This is a genomic window from Pseudomonas graminis (assembly GCF_013201545.1).
Taxonomy (GTDB): domain Bacteria; phylum Pseudomonadota; class Gammaproteobacteria; order Pseudomonadales; family Pseudomonadaceae; genus Aquipseudomonas.
This window is the reverse complement of the sequence record NZ_CP053746.1, coordinates 59,086-85,018: the sequence shown is the minus strand read 5'-3', so window position 1 is coordinate 85,018 and position 25,933 is coordinate 59,086. Positions and strand designations below refer to the sequence as shown.

General features: G+C 60.8%; 22 protein-coding genes and 4 tRNA genes. 14 read left to right on the top strand and 12 right to left on the bottom strand.

The features are described 5' to 3' along the window. Positions 1–93: 93 nt before the first annotated feature. Complete coding sequence (locus FX982_RS00420; RefSeq protein WP_172609221.1) at positions 94–564, top strand: PA2169 family four-helix-bundle protein; 471 nt, start codon at positions 94–96, stop codon at positions 562–564. A 114-nt stretch (positions 565–678) separates the two neighbouring features. Here the strand turns inward: FX982_RS00420 and FX982_RS00415 are convergent, their stop codons facing one another. Beyond that, complete coding sequence (locus FX982_RS00415; RefSeq protein ID WP_172609220.1) at positions 679–2,025, bottom strand: class II 3-deoxy-7-phosphoheptulonate synthase; 1,347 nt, start codon at positions 2,023–2,025, stop codon at positions 679–681. A gap of 206 nt (positions 2,026–2,231) precedes the next feature. Here FX982_RS00415 and FX982_RS00410 point away from each other — a divergent pair, with 206 nt between their 5' ends. Further along, positions 2,232–2,987, top strand: coding sequence for a spermidine synthase (locus FX982_RS00410; protein WP_172609219.1), 756 nt, complete (start codon positions 2,232–2,234; stop codon positions 2,985–2,987). Here the strand turns inward: FX982_RS00410 and FX982_RS00405 are convergent, their stop codons facing one another. After that, positions 2,988–3,779 (bottom strand): crotonase/enoyl-CoA hydratase family protein, encoded by a 792-nt coding sequence (locus tag FX982_RS00405; RefSeq protein ID WP_172609218.1) that lies wholly within the window; start codon positions 3,777–3,779, stop codon positions 2,988–2,990. Positions 3,780–4,195: 416 nt separating this feature from the next. Between FX982_RS00405 and FX982_RS00400 the strand changes: the two genes are divergently transcribed. Further along, positions 4,196–5,872, top strand: a complete 1,677-nt coding sequence (locus FX982_RS00400) for a DEAD/DEAH box helicase (protein ID WP_122623792.1) — start codon at positions 4,196–4,198, stop codon at positions 5,870–5,872. Positions 5,873–5,994: 122 nt separating this feature from the next. Here FX982_RS00400 and FX982_RS00395 read toward each other — a convergent pair whose 3' ends face one another. The 3 genes from FX982_RS00395 to FX982_RS00385 form a co-directional block, all read right to left on the bottom strand. Beyond that, positions 5,995–6,234 (bottom strand): pyocin S6 family toxin immunity protein, encoded by a 240-nt coding sequence (locus FX982_RS00395; RefSeq protein ID WP_172609217.1) that lies wholly within the window; start codon positions 6,232–6,234, stop codon positions 5,995–5,997. 11 nt (positions 6,235–6,245) lie between these two features. Beyond that, complete coding sequence (locus FX982_RS00390) at positions 6,246–7,379, bottom strand: colicin E3/pyocin S6 family cytotoxin (protein WP_172609216.1); 1,134 nt, start codon at positions 7,377–7,379, stop codon at positions 6,246–6,248. A 442-nt stretch (positions 7,380–7,821) separates the two neighbouring features. Further along, complete coding sequence (locus FX982_RS00385) at positions 7,822–8,589, bottom strand: DODA-type extradiol aromatic ring-opening family dioxygenase (RefSeq protein WP_172609215.1); 768 nt, start codon at positions 8,587–8,589, stop codon at positions 7,822–7,824. 105 nt (positions 8,590–8,694) lie between these two features. Here FX982_RS00385 and FX982_RS00380 point away from each other — a divergent pair, with 105 nt between their 5' ends. Further along, entirely contained in the window at positions 8,695–9,351 is a 657-nt protein-coding gene (locus FX982_RS00380; RefSeq protein WP_172609214.1) for a thiopurine S-methyltransferase, read from the top strand. A 167-nt stretch (positions 9,352–9,518) separates the two neighbouring features. On the opposite strand, the gene htpX is transcribed toward FX982_RS00380, so the two are convergent. After that, positions 9,519–10,406: a protease HtpX gene (gene htpX / locus FX982_RS00375; RefSeq protein ID WP_037011815.1), complete on the bottom strand. Its 888-nt coding sequence runs from the start codon at positions 10,404–10,406 to the stop codon at positions 9,519–9,521. 223 nt (positions 10,407–10,629) lie between these two features. Next, positions 10,630–11,841 (bottom strand): pyridoxal phosphate-dependent aminotransferase, encoded by a 1,212-nt coding sequence (locus FX982_RS00370; protein WP_122535600.1) that lies wholly within the window; start codon positions 11,839–11,841, stop codon positions 10,630–10,632. A gap of 192 nt (positions 11,842–12,033) precedes the next feature. On the opposite strand from FX982_RS00370, the gene msrB reads away from it, so the two are divergent. After that, positions 12,034–12,432, top strand: a complete 399-nt coding sequence (msrB, locus tag FX982_RS00365; protein WP_172609213.1) for a peptide-methionine (R)-S-oxide reductase MsrB — start codon at positions 12,034–12,036, stop codon at positions 12,430–12,432. An 85-nt stretch (positions 12,433–12,517) separates the two neighbouring features. After that, positions 12,518–13,018 carry a glutathione peroxidase gene (locus FX982_RS00360; protein ID WP_172609212.1) on the top strand — a complete coding sequence of 167 codons (501 nt, stop codon included), beginning with the start codon at positions 12,518–12,520 and terminating at the stop codon, positions 13,016–13,018. 12 nt (positions 13,019–13,030) lie between these two features. Here the strand turns inward: FX982_RS00360 and FX982_RS00355 are convergent, their stop codons facing one another. Continuing rightward, the gene (locus FX982_RS00355) at positions 13,031–15,349 is read right to left on the bottom strand and encodes a hybrid sensor histidine kinase/response regulator (protein WP_172609211.1); all 2,319 of its coding nucleotides are present in this window, start codon (positions 15,347–15,349) and stop codon (positions 13,031–13,033) included. Positions 15,350–15,435: 86 nt separating this feature from the next. Between FX982_RS00355 and FX982_RS00350 the strand changes: the two genes are divergently transcribed. Both FX982_RS00350 and FX982_RS00345 read left to right on the top strand, forming a co-directional pair. Continuing rightward, positions 15,436–16,329 carry an ATP-binding protein gene (locus tag FX982_RS00350; protein ID WP_172609210.1) on the top strand — a complete coding sequence of 298 codons (894 nt, stop codon included), beginning with the start codon at positions 15,436–15,438 and terminating at the stop codon, positions 16,327–16,329. Next, the gene (locus tag FX982_RS00345) at positions 16,326–16,808 is read left to right on the top strand and encodes a GAF domain-containing protein (protein WP_122623786.1); all 483 of its coding nucleotides are present in this window, start codon (positions 16,326–16,328) and stop codon (positions 16,806–16,808) included. The genes FX982_RS00350 and FX982_RS00345 overlap by 4 nt, the downstream gene beginning before the upstream one ends. Before the next feature lie 43 nt (positions 16,809–16,851). Here the strand turns inward: FX982_RS00345 and FX982_RS00340 are convergent, their stop codons facing one another. Then, entirely contained in the window at positions 16,852–17,625 is a 774-nt protein-coding gene (locus FX982_RS00340; RefSeq protein ID WP_122535594.1) for a hypothetical protein, read from the bottom strand. Between the two features lie 264 nt (positions 17,626–17,889). On the opposite strand from FX982_RS00340, the gene FX982_RS00335 reads away from it, so the two are divergent. The 6 genes from FX982_RS00335 to FX982_RS00310 all read left to right on the top strand — a co-directional run bounded on the left by FX982_RS00335 (position 17,890) and on the right by FX982_RS00310 (position 21,890). Continuing rightward, positions 17,890–17,965: transfer RNA gene (locus FX982_RS00335), tRNA-Glu, on the top strand. Between the two features lie 2 nt (positions 17,966–17,967). Beyond that, a tRNA-Gly gene (locus tag FX982_RS00330) sits at positions 17,968–18,043 on the top strand. Positions 18,044–18,146: 103 nt separating this feature from the next. Next, positions 18,147–18,222 (top strand) — tRNA-Glu (locus FX982_RS00325). A 3-nt stretch (positions 18,223–18,225) separates the two neighbouring features. Further along, positions 18,226–18,301, top strand: a tRNA-Gly gene (locus tag FX982_RS00320). A gap of 295 nt (positions 18,302–18,596) precedes the next feature. Beyond that, entirely contained in the window at positions 18,597–19,544 is a 948-nt protein-coding gene (locus FX982_RS00315) for an ABC transporter substrate-binding protein (protein ID WP_254074956.1), read from the top strand. A gap of 48 nt (positions 19,545–19,592) precedes the next feature. Continuing rightward, complete coding sequence (locus FX982_RS00310) at positions 19,593–21,890, top strand: molybdopterin guanine dinucleotide-containing S/N-oxide reductase (RefSeq protein ID WP_172609209.1); 2,298 nt, start codon at positions 19,593–19,595, stop codon at positions 21,888–21,890. Positions 21,891–22,000: 110 nt separating this feature from the next. Here FX982_RS00310 and FX982_RS00305 read toward each other — a convergent pair whose 3' ends face one another. The 3 genes from FX982_RS00305 to FX982_RS00295 are packed head-to-tail and all read right to left on the bottom strand — an operon-like array spanning position 22,001 to position 25,614. After that, positions 22,001–23,188, bottom strand: a complete 1,188-nt coding sequence (locus FX982_RS00305) for an acyl-CoA dehydrogenase family protein (protein ID WP_172609208.1) — start codon at positions 23,186–23,188, stop codon at positions 22,001–22,003. Continuing rightward, positions 23,185–24,555: an LLM class flavin-dependent oxidoreductase gene (locus FX982_RS00300; RefSeq protein ID WP_172609207.1), complete on the bottom strand. Its 1,371-nt coding sequence runs from the start codon at positions 24,553–24,555 to the stop codon at positions 23,185–23,187. Before FX982_RS00300 ends, FX982_RS00305 begins: the two co-directional genes overlap by 4 nt. Before the next feature lie 24 nt (positions 24,556–24,579). Beyond that, positions 24,580–25,614 (bottom strand): ABC transporter substrate-binding protein, encoded by a 1,035-nt coding sequence (locus tag FX982_RS00295; protein WP_172609206.1) that lies wholly within the window; start codon positions 25,612–25,614, stop codon positions 24,580–24,582. Positions 25,615–25,933: the final 319 nt, after the last annotated feature.

Genomic DNA, 25,933 nt, shown 5'->3' with positions numbered 1-25,933 from the left:
CGATAAATAATCATGGGGAAAGTTGGCCCGTCCCCTGCAACCACCAAGGTATGCAAACGCTTTTGTATGAACCTGCCCATAAGGATCTTGAAAATGACTGACATCAACAAAGAATCGATCTCGCTGCTCAACGACCTGATCGAAACCAGCAAAGATGGCGAGAAAGGTTTCCAGGCCAGCGCAGATGACATCAAAAATCCGACCATCAAAGAATTCTTTGTGAGCCGCTCGGCTGAGATCGCAACTCCGGTGCGCGAGTTGCAGTCCGAAGTTCGCGCACTGGGCGGCGATCCAGAAACGTCCTCTAGCGTCAGTGGCACTCTGCACCGCGCCTGGGTCGGTCTGAAATCCACTCTGACCGGGAAAGACGACACCGCGATTCTCAACGAAGTTGAGCGTGGTGAAGACGTCGCGCTGAAGGCTTACAAAGAAGCGCGCTCGAAGGCTGTTGAAAAGAACCTTCCAGCCAGCGTTCAGTCGTTGATCGACAAGCAACTGCAGGGCGTACAGGCTAACCATGACAAAGTAAAAGCGTTGCGTGACGCCTCTCGCGCCGCCAGCTAAAAGTTGCCGCGAAGAAAAAACGCCAGCCCGCCTGGCGTTTTTTATGCGCGTCGTGTCGGAGCCCTACGAGCCAATTCGTGGCTGCAAAGAAGGTTCCGACACTAGCGCGTCTCCTTATCGCCGAACCTGCTTCAACGTCTCGGCAATTAGAAACGCCAGCTCCAGCGACTGATCGGCATTCATCCGTGGGTCACAATGGGTGTGGTAACGGTCCGACAAGCCATCTTCGGTAATCGGACGTGCGCCGCCGATGCATTCCGTGACGTTCTGGCCAGTCATCTCGATGTGAATGCCGCCGGCGTAGGTGCCTTCCGCCTGATGCACCTGAAAGAACTGCTTCACTTCCGCCAGGATCTGCGCGAAGTCGCGGGTCTTGTAGCCGCTGCTGGCCTTGATCGTGTTGCCATGCATCGGGTCCGAACTCCACAGCACCTTCTTGCCTTCGCGTTCCACTGCACGGATCAGCGCCGGTAGATGGTCGCCAACCTTGTTGGCGCCCATGCGCGCGATCAGGTTCAGGCGGCCCGGATCGTTGTTCGGGTTGAGGATGTCGATCAGCCGGATCAGGTCATCGGTGTTCATGCTGGGCCCGACCTTGACGCCGATCGGGTTCTTCACCCCACGCAGGAATTCCACGTGGGCGCCGTCCAGTTGCCGCGTGCGGTCGCCGATCCACAGCATGTGCGCCGAGCAATCGTAAAAGTCATTGGTCAGGCTATCGCGGCGAACGAAGGCTTCTTCGAAATTCAGCAGCAGCGCTTCGTGGGCGGTGAAGAAACTGGTTTCGCGCAACTGCGGCGAGGTGTCCATGCCGCAAGCGCGCATGAACGCCAGGGTCTCGTCGATGCGATCGGCGAGCTGGCTGTACTTGTCCGACAGCGCCGAGTTGGCGATGAAATCCAGATTCCACTTGTGCACTTGATGCAGGTCGGCAAAACCGCCTTGAGCGAAAGCGCGCAGCAGATTGAGGGTCGCGGTGGACTGGTGATACGCCTGAAGCAGACGATCCGGGTCGGGCACGCGGCTTTTCTCGTCGAAGCCGATGCCGTTGACGATGTCACCGCGATACGCCGGCAGGGTCACGCCGTCAATTGTCTCGTCGTTGGAGGAACGCGGTTTGGCGAATTGCCCGGCCATGCGCCCGACTTTGACGACCGGGCAACCGGCGGCAAAGGTCATGACGATCGCCATCTGCAGCAGCACCTTGAAGGTGTCGCGGATTTTCGCGGCCGAGAATTCGAAGAAGCTCTCGGCGCAATCGCCACCCTGCAGCAGGAACGCCCGCCCCTCGGTCACCTCGGCAAACTGCCGGCGCAGCTCTCGCGCTTCCCCGGCAAACACCAGCGGTGGATAGCTGGCGAGGGTCTGCTCGACACGGCGAACGTGGTCCGCGTCCGGGTATTGAGGTTGCTGCTGGATAGGCAGGTTCCGCCAGCTGTCGGGGCTCCAGGGTTGGCTCATCTTGAACTCGAAGTCAGTGCGATCGGACAGGCATGTTAGCAGCTCGCCTCGAGAATTTGCGTGACCTGCGGGGCGCGATTCGCCGACAATCCGCGCTTTTCCGGGCCGCCGCTTGCGTCTGTCTGCACACGAGGCCCGGGGCGCGGCAACGCCGATCCTTGCGGGCGTGCTCCCGAACCACTCTGACCATGGGTACGAAAACAGCAATGACCGAGGAACGCGTAGAGCACGTGTTGGCCGAAGTTCACGACGAATTCGGCAAGATCCGCGTACTTGAAGTGGCCGATTACCGCTTCCTGGAGTTCGGTGATGCCATCGAGCAGAGTTGCACGTTCACGGCCGATCCGGCTTGGCTCGAATACGACTACACCCGTGCGATGTTCATTGGTGCGCTCTGTCATCCAGCCCCGGAAAGCGCGCTGTTCATGGGGTTGGGGGCGGGCACGCTGACCCAGGCGTGTCTGAAGTTTCTGTCCCTTGACGATGTCGAAGCCATCGAACTGCGCCCCGATGTGCCGCGTCTGGCCATGGAATTCATGGGCCTGCAGGACGATCCCCGGTTGTACGTGCGCATCGGCGACGCCCTCGACCTGCTGCCGACCGCCGAAGACGCTGATCTGATCTTTGTCGATCTCTACACCGACGCCGGCCCTGCGGTGGGCCATCTGGCCTGGGGCTTTCTCGAGAAATGCCAGCAGCGGCTCAACCCCGGCGGCTGGCTGATCATCAATCAGTGGGCATCGGACGACGGCAAGCCGTTGGGCGCGGCGCTCCTGCGCGGGCTGTATCACCGTCATTACTGGGAGCTGCCGGTGAAGGAGGGCAATGTCATCCTCATCGTCCCCGCCGACCTCGATCAGACGCTGGACATTGACGCCCTCAGCCAGCGCGCCGAGAGCCTCGCGCCGCAACTGGGCTATTCGCTGTTGCCGCTGATCAAGACGCTGCGGCCCGCCACCTGATCAGCAATCCTTGAACACCGGCGTGCGTTTTTCCAGCAACGCCTGCAGGCCTTCTTTGGCGTCCTCGCTGTCCAGCACACGCCGGACCAGCGCGGGCAACGCTTTCGCGGCAACACTTTCACCCTCGAGCACCGCCTGACGCGCGGACTCCAGGGTGGTGCGAATCCCCAACGGCGCGCGGTCGGCAATGTGCCGAGCCAGGCGCAGCGCCGAGGGCAACAGGTCCTCGGGTGCCATCACTTCCTGTACCAGGCCCATGCGGCAGGCTTCGTGGGCGTCGAACTCATCGCCCGTCAGCAGCCAGCGCATGGCATTGCCCCAACCTGCGATCTGGTGCAGCCGCAGAGTCGCGCCGGCGCAGGCAAAAATGCCGCGCTGCACTTCCCGATGGGCGAAGCGGGCATTGCTCGCACAGAGATTGATGTCAGAGGCGAGCATCAGCTCGATGCCCAGCGTCAGGCACCAGCCCTGGGCCGCGACGATCACCGGCTTGCTCACCCGCGGTCCGATCGACAGGCCCCAAGGGTCGAAACCGCCGGCCGGCAGCGTCCAGCCGTCTCTCAATGCCGGCCCTGCCTCAGCCAGATCGAACCCGCCGGTAAAATGATCGCCGTGGGCAAACACCACCGCGACCCGCGCCTGGTCGTTACGCTCGAACTCCCCGTAGGCCAGGCTCAACTGATTGAGCATGTGCATGTCGAAGGCGTTGCGCTTTGCGATGCGGTCCAGGCCGATGAGCATGATGGCGCCGCGCTGTTCCCGGCTGACGTGGCCTTTGATCGAAGAGGTCATGTCGCTGTTTCCTGCAGATGAGGAGAAAGGGAGGGTGGGGGTGTCGCACTGTCCAGATGAATCGTTTAAGCTCTGCTCGCTACCGATACCGGGCACTTGAAAAGTAGACACTGACGCAGCTTTGCGCAAAGCCTGTGACAGTTGGCCGCAAGGGGCTGTTTCCCGAAAAAAATCCTCACTTGTTTCAGCATTTCCGGTATAGTGCGCGCCGGCCTTTCATAGGGCCCTCGTCACGGTTTAGGTTCGCGAAGCCATCTTCTCGAACCGGTTCGGTCACGAACCACCCATGACGATCCATTCATCAATACGTTTTCGCAAATCCCCGCCGACAAAGCAGCCAGGGTGACTCTAGGGTCTTACACGGCACGCGCAGCTTTGAAGCATGGGTCTTTGCGGATGCACTCAGAGGCAGACCCATGACCCAGGAAACCGGCGGCTTCGCCGCTCTTAACCTTCACCCGACAATTGTTGCAGCTGTAGTAGCCACCGGCTACGAAGAGCCTTCGGCCATTCAGCAGCAATCGATCCCCATTATTCTCGCCGGTCACGACATGATCGGTCAGGCGCAGACAGGTACCGGTAAAACCGCCGCCTTCGCTCTGCCCATCCTGAGCCTGATCGACCCGACGAAACGCGAGCCGCAAGCGCTGATCCTCGCGCCGACTCGTGAGCTGGCCCTGCAAGTGGCCACCGCGTTCGAAACCTACGCCAAGCAGATGCCAGGCGTTACCGTTGTGGCTGTCTACGGCGGCGCGCCAATGGGCCCGCAGCTGAAAGCCATTCGCAATGGCGCTCAAATCGTCGTCGCTACCCCGGGCCGTCTTTGTGACCACCTGCGTCGTGACGAAAAAGTCCTGGCGACTGTGAACCATCTGGTTCTCGATGAAGCTGACGAAATGCTCAAGCTGGGCTTCATGGATGACCTCGAAGTCATCTTCAAGGCCATGCCTGAAACCCGTCAGACCGTGCTGTTCTCGGCGACCCTGCCGCAGTCGATCCGCGCGATCGCCGAGCGTCACCTGAAAGACCCGAAACACGTCAAGATCCAGAGCAAGACCCAGACCGTTACCGCGATCGAGCAGGCTCACCTGCTGGTTCACGCTGACCAGAAGACCTCTGCCGTGCTGAGCCTGCTGGAAGTCGAAGATTTCGACGCCCTGATCATGTTCGTGCGCACCAAGCAGGCCACTCTGGATCTGGCCAGTGCCCTTGAAGCCAAAGGCTACAAGGCTGCTGCGCTGAACGGCGACATCGCTCAGAACCAGCGTGAACGCGTCATCGACTCCCTCAAGGATGGCCGTCTGGACATCGTTGTTGCGACTGACGTTGCTGCCCGTGGTCTTGACGTTCCGCGTATCACTCACGTGTTCAACGTTGACATGCCGTACGACCCGGAAGCCTACGTTCACCGTATCGGCCGTACTGGCCGTGCCGGTCGCGAAGGTCGCGCCCTGTTGCTGGTAACGCCGCGTGAGCGTCGCATGCTGCAAGTTATCGAGCGCATGACCGGTCAGAAAATCGCCGAAGTCCGCCTGCCGGACTCCCAGGCCGTTCTCGATGCCCGCATCAAGAAACTGACCAACAGCCTGTCGCCGCTGGTCGCTGATGCTGAAGCAAGCCATGGCGAATTGCTGGACCGCCTGACTGCCGACATCGGTTGCACCCCGCGTGCTCTGGCCGCTGCCCTGCTGCGCAAGGCCACCAATGGTCAGGCGCTGACCCTGAGTGCGATCGAGAAAGAGCGTCCACTGGTGCCGAACAACGCGCCACGTGGTGACCGTCCTGAGCGTCCGGCAGGCGACCGTCCTGATCGTGGCGACCGTGAACGTCGTGCCCCGGTGCCGTTGGCCGAAGGCCGTGCTCGCTGCCGTACCGCGCTGGGTGCCCGTGACGGCATCGCTGCGAAAAACCTGCTGGGCGCCATCCTCAATGAAGGTGGTCTGGCTCGCGAAGCAATCGGTCGCATCCAGGTGCGTGACAGCTTCAGCCTCGTCGAGCTGCCGGAAGACGGTCTCGAGCGCCTGCTGGCCAAGCTGAAAGACACCCGCGTTGCCGGCAAGCAGCTGAAGCTGCGTCGCTATCGCGAAGACTGATCTGCCCTTGAGCTGATCGTCTGAATAAAAAAATCCCCGACTGGTTCGGGGATTTTTTTGTGTGAGATTTGGGGTTTTGTTGGGTTTGAGTGAGCACTCAATCAGAGCAGCAGTGTTTTCCCTTACGCGACGACGCCTATGAATAATGCCAGATGCGGGGGAAGGGGTTTTCCGATAATTGATGAAAGCTCAGCTACCTGCTGTTTCGCGAGAGGCCATTCGGCTGCAGCCATGGCATTAAGACTTTCGTGGCCGAGAACACCGACAATCTGATCAGTCAGCGCTCTGTCCACTGCCAGCTCGTATTTCAAAGAGTCGTCCGGATCATTATTCGGCAGAAAACCATTGATCTCTAAGTACATGGAGGTTGCTCCTATTTTTCTACTTTACGGCCCGGCTGTGCTGGTTTGGTTTGCTCGCCAGTGACGGCGTCGAACTCACCCAGGTGCTTACCTTGTTTATCGTAAATCTCAACCGCTCCATGTTGGCTGTCCCATTCCAATATACGGGCCTTGCCATCTTTCCAGCGTTTGCGAAGACCACCTCCACCTTGGACCTTAGTTTTACCTGTAACTTTCACTGCATCTGGGAAGGCTTCAAGTCCAGCGGGAGGCGGATGATACCCATGATCCCCATTAAACGGCCGCGCATACACCACGTACATCGACCTCAGCCCCGAGTCAGCGGGGAAGACGAGGATGCAGTCTTCAGCGGTGATGTCGTCGCCGGGGAGGCCTTCGAGCTGGCTGTCGGTGCCGTCCGGGATCGGGTGGACGAGAATGGTGCCTAAACGGGCATCGCTGTTTTCAGGATAGACCAGGGGCTCCAGCGTCCCGTATCGACCCCGTCGAGGCGTCATGAGAATGGTGACGCCATTGAGGTGGGCTTCCATCGCGCTTTTGTCGGCATTCCAGCGCGCCAGCACGGTGCGGACCGAATCGTCGCCGGATGCCTTGGAGTGGATGCCGTAGATCTGCAACTCGCCTTCTGCATCACGGCGCAACTGGAAACGCACCCGCGTTGTCGCCTGAGTCAGGTTGCGCAATTCGTCGTCGGTGTACAGCGTGCCATCGCCCATCTTCGCCGGGAGCATCCCCACGATGAACAGACTCGCCGGGCCGCCTGCTCCGCGAAGCAGCCAGGTATGGCTGCGCTGCATGATGCCGCCACCGGCCATACGGCCCAGTCCCATGTCTGCGCCGAGTGCGGCGGCAATGGCGTCGGAGGCGGAAGGCAGCAGCATGGCGCCCGCCATCATGACCGCGCCGAAGTTGGAGGCGGGTTCTACGGTGGTACCGGCGTCGGTGCTGCACCATTCCCCGTTACAGGATTTGGCGAATACCTTGTCGGTACGCGCCTTCGGCTCGGGCCACCGTTCTGGCATCGGGGTTGGTACCCGCACGGGTTCGGGCGGCGGATTCCACGCTACCCACGACGCGCCTCCGTTGGGAAGCCCTCTAAAAATCGAGTTTTCTTCAAAGGGGTCTTTTTTGTCGTCCTTGAACATGACCGTTCTGATGTCCGCCAATTTAAGGCGGCGCAGGATGCAGGCGGTCCGACGAGTGGTCAACGGTAGGGCGGTCATGGGATGTTGCCGTGCCCACAGGCTTTTGATGTCAGTGGGACCGGCTTTAGCCGGGAAGGCGTCAGATGGCACACCACATAATTGATGTCGACTGAGCTGGCCTATTCCCGGCTAAAGCCGGTCCCACACTAGTCCGCGTTGTCCAGGCTGGAGCTGCCGTCTGAACTTGAACAGGTAGACGCGTGGGTCTTATCTGGCACGCCGCCGACAGGCTTTTGATGTCAGTGGGACCGGCTTTAGCCGGGAAGGCGTCAGATGGCACACCACCTGATTGACGGCGCCTGAATTGGCCTATTCCCGGCTAAAGCCGGTCCTACCGGGGCGTCATAGCCCATTCCTAAGATTCCAGGTCGAGTCGATCGACTTACCCAAACCGATAGATGTCCATCCCTAACGCACCCATGGTGAAACCCTGGTGCTCAATGCTGAATTTCCCACCCGCCGCCCGAGCGAAATACAGCGGCAGAAGGTGTTCATCGGTCGGGTGGTTGCGCACGGCTTGGGGCGCCTGGTTTCGGTAATCGTGCAGCGCTTTCAGATCATCGGCCGCCAGCTTTTCTACCATCCAGTCACGGAACGCCAGGGCCCACGGCGTGATGCTTTCAGGTCCCGCCTGCCAGTCCAGCTCTCGCAAGTTATGGGTGATGCTGCCAGAACCGATCAGCAGAACGTTTTCCTCGCGCAGTCCATTTAGCGCCTGCCCGACATTCGTCTGCAGGGCAGGGCCCCCGCGCGTAGGCAGCGAGACCTGCACAATGGGAATGTCCGCCTGCGGGTACATCAACGACAAGGGGACCCAGACGCCATGGTCGAATGGCCGTTGAGTGTTCATGCGCGCTGGCAGGTCAGCCTCTGCCAGCAGTTCCAGCACGCGATGCGTCAGCTCTGGCATGCCGGGCGCCGGGTACTGCACGGCGAAAAGTGCGGATGGGAAGCCGCCGAAGTCATGCCAGGTCTCCGGCTGGGGATTGCCGTTGACCAGCAGTTCATTGCTTTCCCAGTGCGCCGAGACCATAACGATGGCTTTGGGGCGCGGCAGGGTGGCGGCCAGACGCGCAAGCGCCGGCCCGCTCTCACCCGGTTCGAGGGCAAGCATGGGCGAGCCGTGGGAAATGAACAGGCTAGGCAGCATTTGCAGTGTCCTGAGCGTATAAGGTGAGTGGCATGATCGGGCAGTACATCCATCTAAATCTAATATAAGTTTTCGTCCGTTTTGATCGGGATATCAGGAGTGTCTATGGAGCCGCGTTTTTGGCATGAGCGCTGGGCGATCAATCAGATCGGTTTCAATCAGGCGTCTGTGAATTCGCACCTCTTGCGCCTGTGGCCAGAGCTCACCGCCATGCCAGGGGAGCGCGTGCTGGTGCCGTTGTGCGGCAAAAGCATCGACATGGTCTGGCTGCTCAACCAGGGTTTTCACGTGGTAGGCGCAGAATTGTCTGAGATAGCGGTGGCCGGATTCTTCAGCGAGAACGGTTTGCAGCCGACGGTCGAGGAGCGTGGCGCGCTCAAGGTTTATCGTGCGGAGGGCTGCGATATCTGGTGCGGTGACTTCTTTGCCCTAAATCCCGAAGACGTGGGCGACTGCACCGCATTCTACGACCGAGCCGCCCTGATTGCGCTGCCGCCGGACTTGCGCTGGCGTTACGTCAAACAGCTCAATCACTTGCTGTCGAAAGATGCCTGCGGCTTGTTGGTGACGCTGGATTACGATCAGTCGCTGATTGCCGGCCCGCCGTTCTCAGTGGATGAGGAAGAGGTGCTCCAGCTGTTGTCCCCTGATTGGCGGGTCAAGCGCGTCGCGGATCTGGATGTGCTGGAGCAGGGCGTGAAGTTCAAGCAGGCGGGCGCGACATCCCTGATGGAATATGCCTATCGGCTGTATCGGCGATAAGGAAGGGGCAGGCTAGCGACTGGGCTCCAGTGCTGAAAGATCCAGCGGATGTGGATTCGTCTTCGTGAGCAAGCTCACTCCTACAGACCGCATATGCGCACAAATCTGCCACAGGCAAAAGAAAAGGGCGACTTCACGTCGCCCTTTCTCGTCCAGCTATCACGGAATCAACCGCGACGGCGAAGCGCCTCGATGCGTTCTTCCAGCGGCGGGTGGCTCATGAACAGCCCGGCCAGGCCGTGCTTCAAGCCACCGTTGATGCCGAACGCCGTCATGCTCTCAGGCATTTGCACCGGAACGCCCTGTTCCGAGCGTAGGCGCTGCAGCGCGCTGATCATCGCGCCCGTACCGGCCAAGCGGGCACCGGCGTCGTCTGCGCGGTATTCACGCTTGCGCGAGAACCACATGACGATGGCGCTGGCGAGGAAGCCGAGCACGATTTCAGCGAAGATGGTCGCGATATAGAACGCGATGCCACGGCCTTCTTCATTCTTGAAGATCACCTTGTCGACGAAGTTGCCGATGATCCGCGCGAAGAACATGACGAAGGTGTTGACCACGCCCTGGACCAGCGCCAGCGTCACCATGTCGCCGTTGGCCACGTGACCGATCTCGTGAGCCAGCACCGCCTTCACTTCATCGGGCGAAAAACGCTCCAGCAGGCCCTGACTGACCGCGACCAACGCGTCGTTCTTGTTCCAGCCGGTGGCAAAGGCGTTGGCCTCGTAGGCGGGGAAAATACCCACTTCCGGCATCTTGATGCCCGCATCGCGAGACAGTTGTTCCACGGTCTGCAGCAGCCATTGCTCATGGCGGGTGCGGGGTTGGGTGATGATTTCGGTGCCCGTGCTCATCTTCGCCATCCATTTGGAGATGAACAGAGAGAACAGCGAACCGGCAAAACCGAACACGGCGCAGAAGATCAGCAGCTGATTGAGGTTCAGATCAACCCCGTTGGCCGCCATGAACCCGTTGAAGCCAAAAAGGCTCAGGGTGATGCTGGCAATCAGCACGACCGCAAGGTTAGTGGCCAAAAACAGCAAAATGCGCATCATGGTTAAGAGTGTCTCCTCGGGAAGAATATGTAACGTACTGCGGGGGTATATAAGGTGATGTCGGGGCGTATTCAACCGGGCGATCATTTCAAACTGTGTCGTTTGGTGTCGCCTCGGCGATAAGTGTCATCGGCGAGAGAGTGAGGCCACGGCAATTGCGCTCAAATCGGCCGGAGTCGGCTTGCGGGGGGGCACCCGCAAGCCGGCTCTGCAGCAAGCAGCTTTACTGCTTGTAGGTCTTCAGGAAGTTGCCGATCCGGCCAATGGCCTGTTCCAGATCGTCCACACGCGGCAGCGTCACCACGCGGAAGTGGTCCGGCCACGGCCAGTTGAACGCCGTGCCCTGAACGATCAACAGCTTTTCCGACAGCAGCAGGTCCAGCGCGAACTTCTCGTCGTTGTGGATCGGGCAGACCTTCGGGTCGATGCGCGGGAAGGCGTACAGCGCACCCATCGGCTTCACGCAGCTGACACCCGGAATGTCGTTGAGCAATTCCCAGGTCCGGTTGCGTTGTTCCAGCAGACGGCCCGGCGGCAGGATCAGGTCATTGATGCTCTGATAGCCGCCTAGCGCGGTCTGGATCGCGTGCTGACTCGGCACGTTGGCACACAGGCGCATGTTCGCCAGAATGTCGATGCCTTCGATGTAGCTCTGCGCGTTGTGCTTGGGCCCGGAAATCGCGATCCAGCCGGAGCGGAAACCCGCCACGCGGTAGGACTTCGACAGCCCGTTGAAGGTCAGGCACAGCAGGTCCGGTGCCAGCGAGGCGGTGCAAATGTGCACGGCGTCGTCGTAGAGAATCTTGTCGTAGATTTCGTCGGAGAAGACCACCAGATTGTGCTGACGGGCAATCTCCAGCATCCCCAGCAATACTTCGCGGGAATAAACGGCGCCGGTCGGGTTGTTCGGGTTAATGATGACCATGGCTTTGGTGTTCGGCGTGATCTTGGCCTTCATGTCCTCCAGATCAGGCCACCAGTTGGCCTGCTCGTCGCACAGATAATGCACCGGGTTGCCGCCCGACAACGCCACGGCGGCGGTCCACAGCGGGTAGTCCGGAGCCGGCACCAGCACTTCATCGCCGTTGTTGAGCAGGGCCTGCATCGACATCACAATCAGTTCGGAGACGCCGTTGCCCAGATAGATGTCTTCGATGCCGACACCTTCAACCTGCTTCTGCTGGTAGTACTGCATCACCGCCTTGCGCGCGCTGAACAGGCCTTTTGAATCGCTGTAGCCCTGGGCCATGGGCAGGTTGCGGATGACGTCCTGCAGAATTTCGTCCGGCGCCTCGAAACCAAACGGCGCCGGGTTACCGATGTTCAGCTTGAGGATGCGATGGCCTTCCTCTTCCAGGCGCTTGGCGTGCTTGAGCACCGGCCCGCGAATGTCGTAGCAGACGTTGGCGAGCTTGTTCGATTTGCTGAACTGCATGGTGATTGGTCCCGAAAAGAGACGGCCCGCTGTGTGAAGATGCGCAGACCGCTGAGCATGACGCCATCAAAATGGGTTTGTACGCGAGAAACGCGGGTGACAGACTGGCGTCCAACGAAGGCGCAATCATACGTGCCACCCGATCCGTGGAAAAGACGCAGATCGGGCTTTTTCATTTACGGAGGTCTACCCGTGGCTAAGCTGGATAAAACCCTTGAAGAATGGAAAGCGATGCTCGATCCGGAGCAGTACAACGTCTGCCGGCTAAAGGGCACCGAGCGCCCATTCAGCGGTAAATACAACGAGACCAAGACCGACGGCGTTTACCACTGCATCTGCTGCAACGAGCCCCTGTTTGATTCGGAGACCAAGTTCGATTCGGGTTGCGGCTGGCCGAGCTTCTACGCGCCGCTGGAAGGCAGCGCCGTGGTCGAAGTGCGCGATGTCAGTCACGGCATGATTCGCACTGAAGTGGTCTGCAGTAAATGCGATGCTCACCTCGGTCACGTGTTCCCGGACGGCCCGGCGCCTACCGGTCTGCGCTATTGCATCAACTCCGTGTGCCTGGAGCTGGTGCCACGCGGCGCCTGATGCAGGCCTATCAGCGGCAACAATGGGATAGCGCGCCAGACAATGGCGCGCTAGCGTTGCGGTTTACCACTTCCGAGGCATCCCCATGAGCGACGAACTGCTGAACATTCCGGTGCAAACGATCAAGGGCGAACAAAAGACCCTCGCTGATTTCGGCGGCAAGGCGGTATTGGTGGTGAACACTGCCAGCAAGTGCGGTTTCACGCCGCAGTACAAGGGTCTTGAGGAGTTGTGGCAGGGCTACAAGGATCGCGGGCTGGTGGTGCTGGGCTTTCCATGCAACCAGTTCGGCAAACAGGAGCCCGGCAACGAAGGGGCGATTTCCGACTTTTGCGAACTGAACTACGGGGTAACCTTCCCGCTGTTCAAGAAGATCGACGTCAACGGCAGCCATGCCCACCCGCTGTTCGTGCAGCTCAAGAAGCGCGCGCCGGGCTTGCTGGGTTCGGAAGGCATCAAGTGGAATTTCACCAAGTTCCTGGTAGGTCGCGACGGCAAGCTGGTCAAGCGTTACGCCCCATTGACCAAGCCGGAAGACATCAAGGCCGACATCGACGCGCTGCTGAAAGAACAAACAGCTGGTTGATCGAAGCCGCTTTCAGTGCGGCTGTTCCACGGGGATCCACTGATCAAGCAACGCCATCAATTCCTCGCGACGAAACGGCTTGGCCAGGTAGTCGCTCATGCCCGCGGCCTTGCAGTGTTCGCGCTCTTCGGGCATCGCGTTGGCCGTCAGTGCGATGATCGGCAGGTCCGACCAACGTCCGTTTTTCCGAATGCAACGGGTGGCGTCATAGCCGTTCATCACGGGCATGTTGCAGTCCATCAGCACCAGATCGAAGTGGTCCTGCTCAAGCTGTTGCAGCGCTTCGGCGCCGTTGCTGCTGACGATGACCTCGCAACCGAGCTTGCCCAGCATGCCTTTCGCTACCAGTTGATTAACCGGGTTGTCCTCCACCAGCAGGATACGCGCCCGATGGGTGGGTGAGGGGGCGACCTGTTCGTGGCTGCTGCCCGCCTGGCCGTCGGCATCCAGAATGCGCGCCAGGCTCTGATGCAGCACGTAGCGCGGTAACGGCCGCGCCTGCTGCTGCAGCGGTGCCAGGGCCGCAACTTGCTCGCCGGGCATGAAATTGCCGTACGCCGTCACCAGCAACACCGGCACCGTGCACGCCTCGCGGATGGCCACCAGGCATTGCGGGCAATCGGTGATGAGCAAGTCCGCGTCGCAGTCGGGTGGTGCGTCTTCCTCAAGGTGCTGGCAGGTAACGCCCCATTCCGGCAGCACTCGGCTCAACATTTCCAGTAATCCGCTGCCCGCATCGCTGGCGACCAGCACTTTGCCTTTCAGCAGCGGCCATTGCAGCGCCGGCGTGTGTGCCGGCAGCGGCAGGTCCACGCGGAAGCGGCTGCCAACGCCAAGGGTGGACTCGATACTCAATTGCCCGTTCATGGCATCGGTCAGGTTGTGGGTCAGGGTCAGGCCCAGACCGGTGCCGCCGTACTGCCGGGTGATCGCCGCTTCGGCCTGGGTGAATGGCTGGAAGATTTTCGCCTGAGCGTCCTGCGCGATACCGATGCCGGTGTCGCACACCTCGATACGCATGTGCTCGCCATGTTGACCCAGGCGCACATCCACGCGCCCTGCCCGGGTGAACTTGAGGGCGTTCGAGAGCAGGTTGCTGACGATCTGGCGCACCCGGGTCGGGTCACCCAGCACGGACGCCGGGAAACGCGGGTCGATCAGGCAGGTCAGCTCGACATTCGGCGCCGCGTTCTGCGACAGCAGGCTGGCGGTGTCTTCGATCAAGGCCGCCAGATCGAACGGAATGCGCTCAAGCTCCACCTGACCGGCATCAAATTTCGACAGGTCGAGAATGTCGTTGAGCAGTTCGACCAACACCTTGCCCGAGTCGTGGGCAATGGACAGCTGCTGGCGCTGTTCTGCACTCAGCGGGCCATCGAGGGACAGGGCCAGCATGCCCAACAAGCCATTGAGGGGCGTGCGTATTTCATGGCTCATATGGGCCAGAAAGGCTGAGCGCGCGTGGGCCATGTCCAGCGCCGTGCTGCGCGCGATCTGCAGTTCTTCGTTGGACTGGCTGAGCCGGGCGTTGCTGGCTTCAAGCTGGTTGGTCCGCGCGGAGACGATGTCTTCCAGTTCGTTGAGGTGGTCGGTGAGCCGGTTTTCCGCTTCCCGCCGCCGCGCGAACTCACTGGCCACGCTCTCGAACTGCCGATTCGTGACCGCCACCAGCACGCCGATTTCGTCATGCTCATGGCCGCGCGGGCAGGGCAGCGGGGGTTGAACGGGGCTGCGCGGATCCCGTTCCGAGAGCGCACGGATCATGCCCGTCAGCGGTTTGGTCAGGGTGAAGTAAAACAGCGCCAGCAACAGGCCGGCCAGCACCAGGCTGCGCACGAAACCGTTGATCAGTGTGATCCCGGCGCGCTGCAGAAAATGGCTGCCGAAAGCGAAGGTGTCGACGTCCAGGTGCAAGACGCCGATGGACTCATTGGGTATGTGGTCCAGGTGCAGCACGTCTTCGAACTGCCGGCTGCCGCCGAACAGGAAGTCACTGACCATCCGGTAGGCGCTGTTCGCCAACGGTCGCGACACGGCAGCGAGCTGAACGTTGTTGTTATCGGTCAGGCGCGCGCCGACCACGGCCGGTGAGTGCAGCAGGCCGAGGGTCAGCTCCTGCGCCAGTTCTGCGTCGAGGTTGTAGGCAATGCGCGAGGCGGGGTTGTGACTGATTTGCAGCAAGGAGCGAATTTCACGATCGATGGACGCGTCTTCGCTGGCATAATCGAGCGCAATTTGAGACAGACTGAGCAGCGTGCCCAATACAAAGCCGATCAGCACAGTCAGACGGGCCTGTTTGAATGACAGCCTGTGGGTGATCGCTATATCCATAAAGGCATTGTCACTTCTCGTGTCCGTCGCGTGGCAAGCATAGCTGATCGCGACCGGGCGTTAACCCGTTAAATCAAGGAGAAACCGTGGATTCTCGATTGAACGCATTTCTGGAGCGCGCCGAGTCGGTGCTGGCGCGTCTCGAACCTCTGCTGCCTGCCGTGCGACAGCCCGTGGACTGGGATACAACGCTGGCGGCGCGCTGGGTGCGCGAAGGCCGTGTCGGTTACCTGATGCCGCTCGAGGTCACCCTGGACATGCGCCTGTCCGACCTCATTGGCGTTGACCGCCAGCGTGAGCAACTGGGCCGCAACACGCAACAGTTCATCGACGGGCTGCCCGCCAACCACGCGTTGCTCTGGGGTTCCCGTGGCACGGGCAAATCGTCACTGGTCCGGGCGTTGCTCGCCGAGCACGCCAAAGCCGGTCTGCGCCTGATCGAGATCGAGCGGGATCATCTGGGGGATCTGCCGCGTGTGGTCGAGCAGCTGCAGAAATTGCCGCAGCGCTTTGTATTGTTCTGCGATGACCTGTCGTTCGAATCCGGCGAAGGCGACTACCGGGTGCTGAAGAGCGTGCTCGACGGCTCGCTGGAACAGGCGCCGGACAACGTCCTGCTGTACGCCACGTCCAATCGCCGCCACCTCGTGCCGGAAAAGGAGAGCGACAATGCTCACTGGCAGCGCGGTGACGACGGCGAGATTCACCCGAGTGAAGCCGTGGAGGACAAGATCGCGCTGTCGGACCGCTTTGGTCTATGGCTGTCTTTCTATCCCTTCACCCAGGAGCATTTCCTGGATGTGGTGGAGCACTGGATCGGCGAGCTGGCGACCAAGGCCGGCTTGCAATGGCAGCGTGATGAAGCCCTTGAGATTCACGCCGTGCGCTGGGCGACCGGCCGCGGCAACCGCAACGGTCGTTGCGCGTATCAGTTCGCCCGCTACTGGGTTGGTTTGAAAATGCTGGAGCAAGACGCATGATCGATTTGAATTCCGCAGGCGAGGGGCTTGATGGCTACCGCCTGCTCGCTGCACAACTGGAATCCCTGCTGGCGGACGAGCGCGATTTCATCGCCAACGCTGCGCAGTTCTCGGCTTTCCTTTATACCCAGCTCGACGACCTGAACTGGGCAGGCTTCTACCTCAATCGCAACGAAGAGCTGGTGCTGGGTCCGTTCCAGGGCCAGATCGCCTGCGTGCGCATTCCGTTCGGCAAGGGCGTCTGCGGCACGGCGGCACAGAGCCGCGAAACCCAGCGCGTGCACGATGTCCATGAGTTTCCCGGACACATCGCCTGCGACAGTGCTTCCAATAGCGAGGTGGTGGTGCCTTTGATAAAGGACGGAAAGCTGATTGGCGTTCTGGATCTGGACAGCCCGAGTGTCGGGCGCTTCAGCGAGGAAGATCAGGCGGGGATTGAGCGGCTGGCGGCGATCTTCTTGAAATCGACCGATTGCTGAGATGAAGCCCTGACGCACCGCGCGGTGCGTCAGGTTTAAGCCATCAGTCGTAGATGGCTTTCTTTTTCCATTCGGCGTCGGCGTCCACGACTCTCAAGCCTTCGGTCAGCTCGTTATTGTCGTCTTCAGTCGGTGCGATGGTGTCCAGCACCATGGAGTTGGCCTTGGCCAGCTGCCGTTCCATGGCCTGCAGGTGGGCTTTCCAAGGTGCGGGTTCAGGCTGGTTTTTCAGGTATTGAACGCCGCGCTCGAAGGCCAGACGGGCTTGGCCGGGCTGTTCCTGACTCATCGCGTGCTGGCCGAGGTTGTTGAAGAACTCGATGTGCAGCAGCACCAGCAAGTTACGGATCTCGCGAATCCAGTGTTTGGCTTCAGCGGTTTGCAGGAAACCATCGTGGGCCGCCCGCGTGACCTGGCCATGCATGGCTTCCAGGAGAAAGCGCACGTCCTTGGCCTTGGCTTCGGTCTGAATCGGGCTGGCCGGGTTGCTGACCGTGATCGCGTCACCCTGGGCCACCAGCGCTTCCAGCTCAGCCTGGCGTTCCTGAAGGTTCGGGTTGTTCCTCTTTTCCAGCGCCAGCAGACGCTTGACCACGTTCAGCTCAAGGCGAACCAGCAGCAGCTTGAGCGCCGGTGTCATCAACTGACCGGGGAAGGTTTCGGACAGCTCGCTGCAGCGACGCAGCCGGTCATTGAGCTCGACGAGACCTCGCGCACGCTCGACCTTTTTGCCCTCTGCGACATGATTCAAGTAGCCGACGGCTATGAGGAGCACGATGCCTGCTACGACGAACAGGGTGATAATGAGTGGTGTCACCGCACAAGCCTCAGTCAAGTAATTTGCGCGAGTGTAGTGGCTATCCACTATCGCGGGAAGGTGGTCCTGTCACTTCGCCAGATTTAGGCCACGGCGGCTGACACCTGTGTATCGGCCGCACATTGCTTAAATAGAGGGCGAAGTCATTGATTTGAATATATTTTCACTGAGGGGTTGACGACCCCTATATCCATCCATAGAATGCGCGCCACTTGCAGCGTAAAGCACACAGCAGAGCGTAGCAGGCAGTGAATGTTGTAGCGTGTCCCCTTCGTCTAGTGGCCTAGGACACCGCCCTTTCACGGCGGTAACAGGGGTTCGAGTCCCCTAGGGGACGCCATTGCGGGAATAGCTCAGTTGGTAGAGCACGACCTTGCCAAGGTCGGGGTCGCGAGTTCGAGTCTCGTTTCCCGCTCCATTTTTAAGCAGCTTTGCTTTCGGGCGAAGTTGAGTGAAACCAGGAAGCATCTTCGGATGTGTTTCTGGAACTGGAACACAACACCATGGTGTTTCCAGGCTGTGTCCCCTTCGTCTAGTGGCCTAGGACACCGCCCTTTCACGGCGGTAACAGGGGTTCGAGTCCCCTAGGGGACGCCATTTGCGGGAATAGCTCAGTTGGTAGAGCACGACCTTGCCAAGGTCGGGGTCGCGAGTTCGAGTCTCGTTTCCCGCTCCAAATTCTCAAAAACGCCGCTCAACAGAGCGGCGTTTTTGTGTGTGTTCGATTTATATCAAACGCCCGCTGCTGGTGAATCTCGTCCTGCATATTCCGCATATTTCCATATAACTATATTGAATTTATTTAATATAACGTTCGATGCTATGGTTCTGATGCCTGATGCTGGGTGAACCAGCGCAGGCCCAAGAATCGGCTACCGCACAGGCGGACCGGCGCTCATTTCATGATCCCGGTTCCGATGGAGCCTCCCCGGAGATTGCCTGTGTCGATCAAATCCTTTCTGCTGCGTCCTGTGTTGTCCCTTCTTTTATTCAGCGGCTCCCTCACCGCGGTGCATGCCGCAGAACTGGTCGTGGGCGACCAAAGCTATGGCGCCCGGACCGTCATGGAAGCCGCCGGCGTTCTCGACGATTTGCCTTACACGCTGGAGTGGAAGCAGTTCACTGCCGGCTCGCCTGTGGCGGAAGCGCTCAACGCAGGCAGCCTCGACGTCGGACTGCTGGGTGATGCCCCCGTGCTGTTTCTCGGCGCGTTGGGGGCGCCGATCAAGGTGATTGGGGTTTCCCGGCAGAACCTGGCGGGTGTGGCGATCGTGGTCGGCAAGGATTCGCCCATCAAAACGGTGGCGGACCTTAAAGGCAAGCGGGTGGCGATCTGGAAGGGTTCGTGGAGCCAGCAACTGATGCTGACCGCGCTGGACAAGGCCGGCATCGCGCGGGATGCGGTGGAATATCGATATCTGAGTGCGCTGGATGCTTCTCACGCCCTGGACGGCGGCTCGGTCGACGCCATCGCGACATGGGATCCCTACGTGATTCAACAGGAACGGCAGGGCGGGCGGGTGATCACCACTGCGCAAAACCTGATCCCGGCGCAGAGCTTTGTTGTTGCCAATGACCGCTCGATCAAAGACAAGCGCCCAGAGATCACTGACTTTCTCCAGCGCCTGCAGAAGGCTCGGGCCTGGTCGGTCGCCAACAAGCAAAACACTGACACGTACGCCAACGCCTGGGCCGTCCTTTCCAAGGCCGATCCTGCAGTGGCGCGCGGCTGGTTTGAGCGTTCGGCGACGGTGGTGCTGCCGATTTCGCCCCAGGTCATCACCCAGGCGCAGCAGACCATCGACTTTTTCAACGCCGCCGGGCTGACGAAATCCTATCCTGCTGGCACTGTATTCGACGACTCCTTTGCCTCGGCGCTCGAAGCCGGGGCTGACGCGTTGGCACAAACGGCGCGTTGATCGATCACGGCAGTCATCGCACAGGCCTACCTGCTGGAGCATTCACCCATGAGTTTCACCTCGTTGCATTGGGGCGCTTACCGTCCGCGCGTTGTTGACGGACGTCTGCAGGCCATGGACCCGGTAGAGTGGGACGCGGACCCTTCGCCGATCGGTTTATCCATCCCCGGCGCCATCGACTCTGCCACGCGTATCCGTCGGCCGGCCGTGCGCCGCAGTTTTCTTGAGCGCTTCAACGATCATCCGGCCCTACGCGACCCGCACCTGCGCGGCAACGAAGCCTTTGTCGAGGTGCCGTGGGACGTTGCGCTGGATCTGGTCGCCACTGAGTTGTCGCGGGTGAAGGGCGAGCACGGCAATAAGGCTATTTTCGGCGGCAGCTATGGCTGGGGCAGCGCGGGGCGTTTTCATCACGCCCAGAGTCAGCTGCACCGTTTCCTCAACAGCTATGGCGGCTACGTGTACAGCGTCGACAGTTACAGCCTCGGCGCCGGCCGGGTGTTGATGCCGCACATCGTCGGCAATATGGACTGGCTGCTGGCGGCGCATACGTCCTGGCGGAATCTCGCGGAGCATTGCGAGCTGTTCGTCGCTTTCGGCGGCTTGCCGTTGAAGAACGCCCAGTGCAGTCCCGGCGGCGCCAGCGATCATCTGGTCAGCAACGGCATTCGCAGGATGTCGGATGCCGGCGTGCAGTTCGTCAATGTCAGCCCGCTGCGTGATGATTTAACCGGATCGGAACGCAATGAATGGCTCGCCGTCCGGCCCGGCAGCGACACTGCGCTGATGATGGCGCTGTGCTGGGTGCTGGTGGACGAAGGGCTGCACAACACGGATTTTCTGCGTCGCTACACGGTGGGGCATGAGCGCTTCATCGAATATCTGCTCGGCGCCGTGGATGGTGTGGCGAAGACGCCGGAGTGGGCTGCGGCCCTGACTGATATTCCGGCCCAACGGATTGTCAGCCTCGCGCGGGAAATGGCCGGCAAGCGCACGATGATCAACGTCGCCTATTCGCTGCAGCGGGCGCAGTTCGGCGAGCAACCGTTCTGGATGACCGTGACCCTGTCGGCGATGCTCGGGCAGATCGGTCTGCCCGGTGGCGGCTTCGGTCTGGGTTATGGTTGCATGAACAACACCGGCAGCGGGCGCAAGGCGTTTTCCGGGCCGCGCTTTTCCCAGGGCGTGAACCCGGTCAAGGATTTCATTCCGGTGGCGCGGATCACCGACATGCTGCTCAATCCCGGCGAGGCTTTTGATTACAACGGCAAGCGGTATCACTATCCGCACATTCGGCTGGTGTACTGGGCTGGCGGTAACATCTTCCACCATCACCAGGACATCAATCGACTGCTGCACGCCTGGCAGCGTCCGGAAACCATCATCGTTCACGAGCAATTCTGGACCGCTCAGGCCAAACACGCCGATATCGTACTGCCGGCCACGACCGCACTGGAGCGGGATGACATCGGCAGCGCGGCGTCGGACCGCTACATGATCGCCATGCACAAGGCGATCGAGCCAGTGGGGGAGGCGCGGGATGATTATGCGATCTTCGCCGAGCTGTCCCGTCGGCTCGACTGCATGCAGGTGTTTACCGAGGGCCGTGACGCCGGTCAATGGCTGCGCTTGTTGTATGAAGAGTCGCGATCACGGGCCGGAAGCTTCGCCATCGAGCTGCCCGATTTTGAGGAGTTCTGGCGCGAAGGTGTCTTTGAGGTGGATTACCCGCCAGACGATACGGTGCTGCTCAAGGCGTTTCGTGACGACCCGCAGGGGGATCCGCTACAGACGCCGTCGGGCAAGATCGAGGTTTTCAGTGAGACGATCGCAGGCTTTGGTTACGCCGATTGCCCCGGCCATCCCGTATGGCTGGACAAGCCCGCCCAGCCGCTGCCCCTGCATCTGCTATCGAATCAGCCGAAGACGCGCCTGCACAGCCAATACGACCACGGTGCGTACAGCCAGGCCTCGAAAATTCAGGGGCGGGAGCCGTTGACGATCAACCGGCAGGACGCCTTGGCGCGCGGGATTGCCGAGGGGGAGGTGGTCAGGGTGTTCAATGATCGAGGTGCATTTCTGGCGGGGGTGATTGTGTCAGACACCATTCGCCCGGGCGTGGTGCAGATCGCCACCGGCGCCTGGTTTGATCCGTTGGCGAAGGGGCAGGCGAATAGCCTGGAGAAGCACGGCAATCCGAATGTGCTGACTGAAGATGTCGGCGCGTCGAGTCTGTCCCAGGGCTGTTCGGCGCAGACGGTCACGGTTGAAGTCGAGAAGTGGCACGGCGAAGTGCCCCCGATCACCGCGTTCGATCCGCCTGAAATCCTGGGAGCCAGGGTCTAAATGCATGATTGATGGCGCTCATGCTGGCGCCTTCCCGGCTGAAGCCGGTCCCACTAAACACCGCGTACACCCGTAGGACTGGCTTTAGCCGGGAAGGACGTTGCAGTGCATCACTGCCTGACCGCCCTTGCGACAAACACCGCTTTGCCCACCCCCTGTAACACCACGTCATTCTGCGGTGTGTGCACACGGCCGCAGACGACGTTGCGGTAATGGCGTTGCAGCGGGTTGCTGCGGGACAGGCCGGGGTTGCCGGTGGCTTCGATGGCCAGCTCTACCGCGCGAATGGCGTTGCTGGTCACCAGGTATTTGATCTGGGACGCATGGCCCGCCGACGTCAGCCCATGAGTCGCTGACTCCAGCAGCGTGCGATTGGCGAACAGCAGCGTGTCGATATGGCCGAGCACTTCCTGAAAGCGCGGCAGTGTCGACAGCGAGGCGCCCAGGTTGGACGGCGTGCGCTGCTCCAGAAATCCGACCAGCCAGTCGCGCGCCGACTGAGCAATGCCGTCGTACACCGACGACAACAACACCGACATCCACAGCAACCCCATCGCATCCAGCTCCGGCTGAGGTGAACTCGCCGGGCTGGTGTTGACAGCATGGTCCAGCGGCACCAGCACGTCGTCGAAAATCACATCGTGGCTGGACGTCGCGCGCATGCCCAGGTGGTCCCAGTCCTCGACGATGCGCACGCCCGGGCTGTCCTTGCGCACCAGCCAGACCCCGACCCGCGGATCGGCGTCATCGCTGCGCGCCCACACGTTGAACCACGTCAGCCCGTGACTGCCCGTTGAATAAATTTTCCGTCCGCTGATCCGCCAGCCTTGCGCCGTCCTGCGCGCAATCGTCGCCGGCAGCCCGCCGCGAGAGGGTGAACCCAGATCCGGCTCGACCCGCAGGGCATTGATCAGCGCGCCCTTATTGACTGCGTCCAACGCCACCTGGCGGTAGAGATGCTCCGGCCAGTTTTTCACCTCGCGAATGCGCGCGTGCTGGATGTACTGCATCACCAGAATCAGCGCGGTGGACGGCTCACCTTTCGCCACCGCGCTGATCACCTGTTGCGCCCGCTTGAGATCCGCATCGCCGCCCCCCAGCGCGCCTTCCACCGTCAGCCCAAGCAAACCGTGCTCTTGCAGCAAACGGAAGTTTTCGTGTGGGAATTCAGCCGTCTGGTCGTAGTGCTGCGCAGACTCGGTCAGCCGCTCGGTTATCCCCTGCAAACGCGCAGCGAAGGCCGCTTCGGTCTCGGCGACTACAGGGGCGCCAGGCTGCCGATTCAATCCTGCGCTCATGCCGGGACCTTCGATTGTTCAGCGTCCGTGACCTTCGTCGCAGCGGACAACCGCACGGCCGTATGACGATTAACCGGAAACGCCAGGCCGAAATGCTCGCGCAGGGTCGAACCACTGTAATCGGTGCGTTGCAGGCCACGCTGCTGCAGGACTGGAATGACCAGCTCCGTGAAGGATTTCAGCCCATCAGGCAGCAGCGAATTGATGATGAAACCGTCGCTGGCGCCGTGCTCGAACCAGTGCTGAATCTGATCGGCGACCTGTTCAGGTGTGCCGACAAACTCGCGGCGAGGGCGGGAAAAATCCAGCGCGACCTGGCGCAGGGTGAGGTTCTGCTCCCTGGCTTGCTGTTTGATGCGGTCGGATCCGCCTTTCTGGCTGTTGGCGCCAAGATCGCCCAGGTCTGGAAACGGCGCATCCAGCGGGTATTGGCTGAAGTCGTGGTCGTTGAACGGTCGGCCCAGCGCGCCGATGGCGTCCTCGATGCTCACCAGTTGCACGGCTTGCTGATAACGCTGCTCAACCTCGTCTGCGTTGCGACCCACGATCGGGCGAATGCCCGGCAAAATCGACAGGTCATCCGGGTTGCGGCCGAAACCGACGGCGCGGCGCTTGAGATCGGCGTAATACGCTTGGGCTTCTTCCAGGGACTCGGCGTGGACGAAAATCGCGTCGGAATATTCCGCAGCGAAGTTGCGCCCGTCCTCCGAGGTGCCCGCCTGAAACAGTACCGGCTGGCCCTGGCGGGAGCGGGCGATGTTCAGCGGACCTTTGACCTGGAAAAAGTCGCCCGCGTGGTTCAAGGCGTGCAGCTTGCTGCGGTCAAAGAACTCGCCGGTTTGCTTGTTGTGGGTGAAGGCGTCGTCCTCCCAGGAATCCCACAGCCCTTTGACCGCCGACACGTGTTCCCTGGCGATGCGATAGCGCACGGCGTGGGGCGGATGTTCGCTCTTGCTGAAGTTCTCGGCGGTGCCGCTGAGCCATGAGGTGACGACGTTCCAGCCGGCCCGGCCGCCGCTGATGTGGTCCAGCGAAGAGATCTGCCGTGCCACTTGAAAGGGCTCGGTGTAGCTGACGGTCACGGTCGCCACCAGCCCGATCTTCGATGTCGTCGCCGCCAGCGCCGAGAGAATGGTCAGCGGCTCGAACCGGTTGAGGTAATGCGGGCTGGATTTCTCGTGAATGTGCAGGCTGTCAGCGATGAACACGAAATCGAACTTCGCGGCCTCGGCCAACCGGGCCTGTCCCTTGTACCAGTCGAAGTTGGTGCTGGCATCAGCCTGCGCGTCCGGGTGGCGCCACTCGCCCCAGCCGTGGCCCACGCCGTGGACCATTGCACCGAATTTGAGTTGACGAGGCTTGCTCATGATCTGTGCTCCTGATTCGAGCGCTTAACGCGCAGCTTGGGGATTGGTTGGGTCAGTGGCTTGATTGGCTGTATGTTCGGCCGATTGCTCGGCGGCCAGGCGGATGGCGTTGAAGCCCGGGTCGAAGCCGCGGGAGACGTCGACGTGCTTGTTGAGGATGCCTTCGCGCTGATAGATGTCCGCGGTGTTCTGCAGGCCTTCGATGACGCCGTCATTGATGCTCACGCGTTCCATCTTCGTCTCTTGATTGACCGCCAGGTGCACGGCCAATGGCAGGCCGGTCACCTTGGTCTGGGCGGCGGCGTATTCGGCAGGGTGGGCGTTGGCCCAGCGATAGGCGCGGTCGAGCCGCACCACGAAGTCGTCCAGCTGCACGCGCTTGTCGGCGATGGCTGAGCGGGTCGCAGCCAGGTAGGAATGGTTGGTCAGCAAATCCGGCCCATTGGGCAGAATGCGCGCGCCGTTTTGCGTGGCGACGGTGGTGTAGGGCGCCCAGGTGGCCCAGGCGTCGGCGTCGCCGTTGTCGAGGATCAACCGGGATTCACTGGGCAACAGGTAGACGAAATTCACGTCGCTGGTCTTAAGCCCTGCTTCGTTCAGCGCGCGAATGGCCAGGTAGTGGCCGATGGAGCCGCGCCCGGTGACGATGCGCTTGCCCTTGAGGTCCGCCACCGACTTGATCGGCGAGTCGTTACGCACGATCAGCGCGGTGGTGTAGCGGCCATCGACGTGGGTGATGCTGATAACCTTCAACGCCGCGCCGGCGCCCAGCGCGAAGACATAGGGCGCGTCGCCCAGTGCACCGACGTCCACGGCCCCCGCGTTTAGGGCTTCGCCCAATGGCGATGCCGAGGGGAATTCGGAAAACTTGATCTCGTACGGTACGTCTTTCAACTCGCCAGAGACCTCCAGCAGCACCTTGAGCGCAGATTTCTGGTTGGCGACGAGCAGCGGCTGAAGCGGCCCGGCGGCCTGGACGATCGGGCCGAATGACAGGGCGAGCAACGCGCCGATGAGCAGGTTTCGGGCGCGGAGCAGGGGAGTGAAGGGGGCGGACATGGTGCGTGTCTCCAGGCGTGGAAATGGATTCTCGGCCTCCGCCTGGAGAAGGGGTCGGCAACAGGATTGACCATATGCCTATAAGAAATGAAATAGAAGTATCTTTTGGTTATATGCTAATTATGTATTTGTGTGATTATGTATTTTCTAATTATCAAATAAATGCATAACCATTTTTAAAACGATGTGTTTTTTCCAGGAGCGGTTACCCAGTAAGTGGTGGGCACACTCACTGGATCTTCATAGGTTGAAACGCCATCTTCGTGAGCAAGCTCACTCCCACAGGGCTTGCGTCGCCCGCTCAACGAAGGGGGCCAGC

Coding starts and splice junctions, on each gene's coding strand:
- FX982_RS00420 (WP_172609221.1), top strand. CDS start 94: ATGACTGACATCAACAAAGAATCGATCTCGCTGCTCAACGACCTGATC.
- FX982_RS00415 (WP_172609220.1), bottom strand. CDS start 2,025: ATGAGCCAACCCTGGAGCCCCGACAGCTGGCGGAACCTGCCTATCCAG.
- FX982_RS00410 (WP_172609219.1), top strand. CDS start 2,232: ATGACCGAGGAACGCGTAGAGCACGTGTTGGCCGAAGTTCACGACGAA.
- FX982_RS00405 (WP_172609218.1), bottom strand. CDS start 3,779: ATGACCTCTTCGATCAAAGGCCACGTCAGCCGGGAACAGCGCGGCGCC.
- FX982_RS00400 (WP_122623792.1), top strand. CDS start 4,196: ATGACCCAGGAAACCGGCGGCTTCGCCGCTCTTAACCTTCACCCGACA.
- FX982_RS00395 (WP_172609217.1), bottom strand. CDS start 6,234: ATGTACTTAGAGATCAATGGTTTTCTGCCGAATAATGATCCGGACGAC.
- FX982_RS00390 (WP_172609216.1), bottom strand. CDS start 7,379: ATGTTCAAGGACGACAAAAAAGACCCCTTTGAAGAAAACTCGATTTTT.
- FX982_RS00385 (WP_172609215.1), bottom strand. CDS start 8,589: ATGCTGCCTAGCCTGTTCATTTCCCACGGCTCGCCCATGCTTGCCCTC.
- FX982_RS00380 (WP_172609214.1), top strand. CDS start 8,695: ATGGAGCCGCGTTTTTGGCATGAGCGCTGGGCGATCAATCAGATCGGT.
- htpX (WP_037011815.1), bottom strand. CDS start 10,406: ATGATGCGCATTTTGCTGTTTTTGGCCACTAACCTTGCGGTCGTGCTG.
- FX982_RS00370 (WP_122535600.1), bottom strand. CDS start 11,841: ATGCAGTTCAGCAAATCGAACAAGCTCGCCAACGTCTGCTACGACATT.
- FX982_RS00360 (WP_172609212.1), top strand. CDS start 12,518: ATGAGCGACGAACTGCTGAACATTCCGGTGCAAACGATCAAGGGCGAA.
- FX982_RS00355 (WP_172609211.1), bottom strand. CDS start 15,349: ATGGATATAGCGATCACCCACAGGCTGTCATTCAAACAGGCCCGTCTG.
- FX982_RS00345 (WP_122623786.1), top strand. CDS start 16,326: ATGATCGATTTGAATTCCGCAGGCGAGGGGCTTGATGGCTACCGCCTG.
- FX982_RS00310 (WP_172609209.1), top strand. CDS start 19,593: ATGAGTTTCACCTCGTTGCATTGGGGCGCTTACCGTCCGCGCGTTGTT.
- FX982_RS00305 (WP_172609208.1), bottom strand. CDS start 23,188: ATGAGCGCAGGATTGAATCGGCAGCCTGGCGCCCCTGTAGTCGCCGAG.
- FX982_RS00300 (WP_172609207.1), bottom strand. CDS start 24,555: ATGAGCAAGCCTCGTCAACTCAAATTCGGTGCAATGGTCCACGGCGTG.
- FX982_RS00295 (WP_172609206.1), bottom strand. CDS start 25,614: ATGTCCGCCCCCTTCACTCCCCTGCTCCGCGCCCGAAACCTGCTCATC.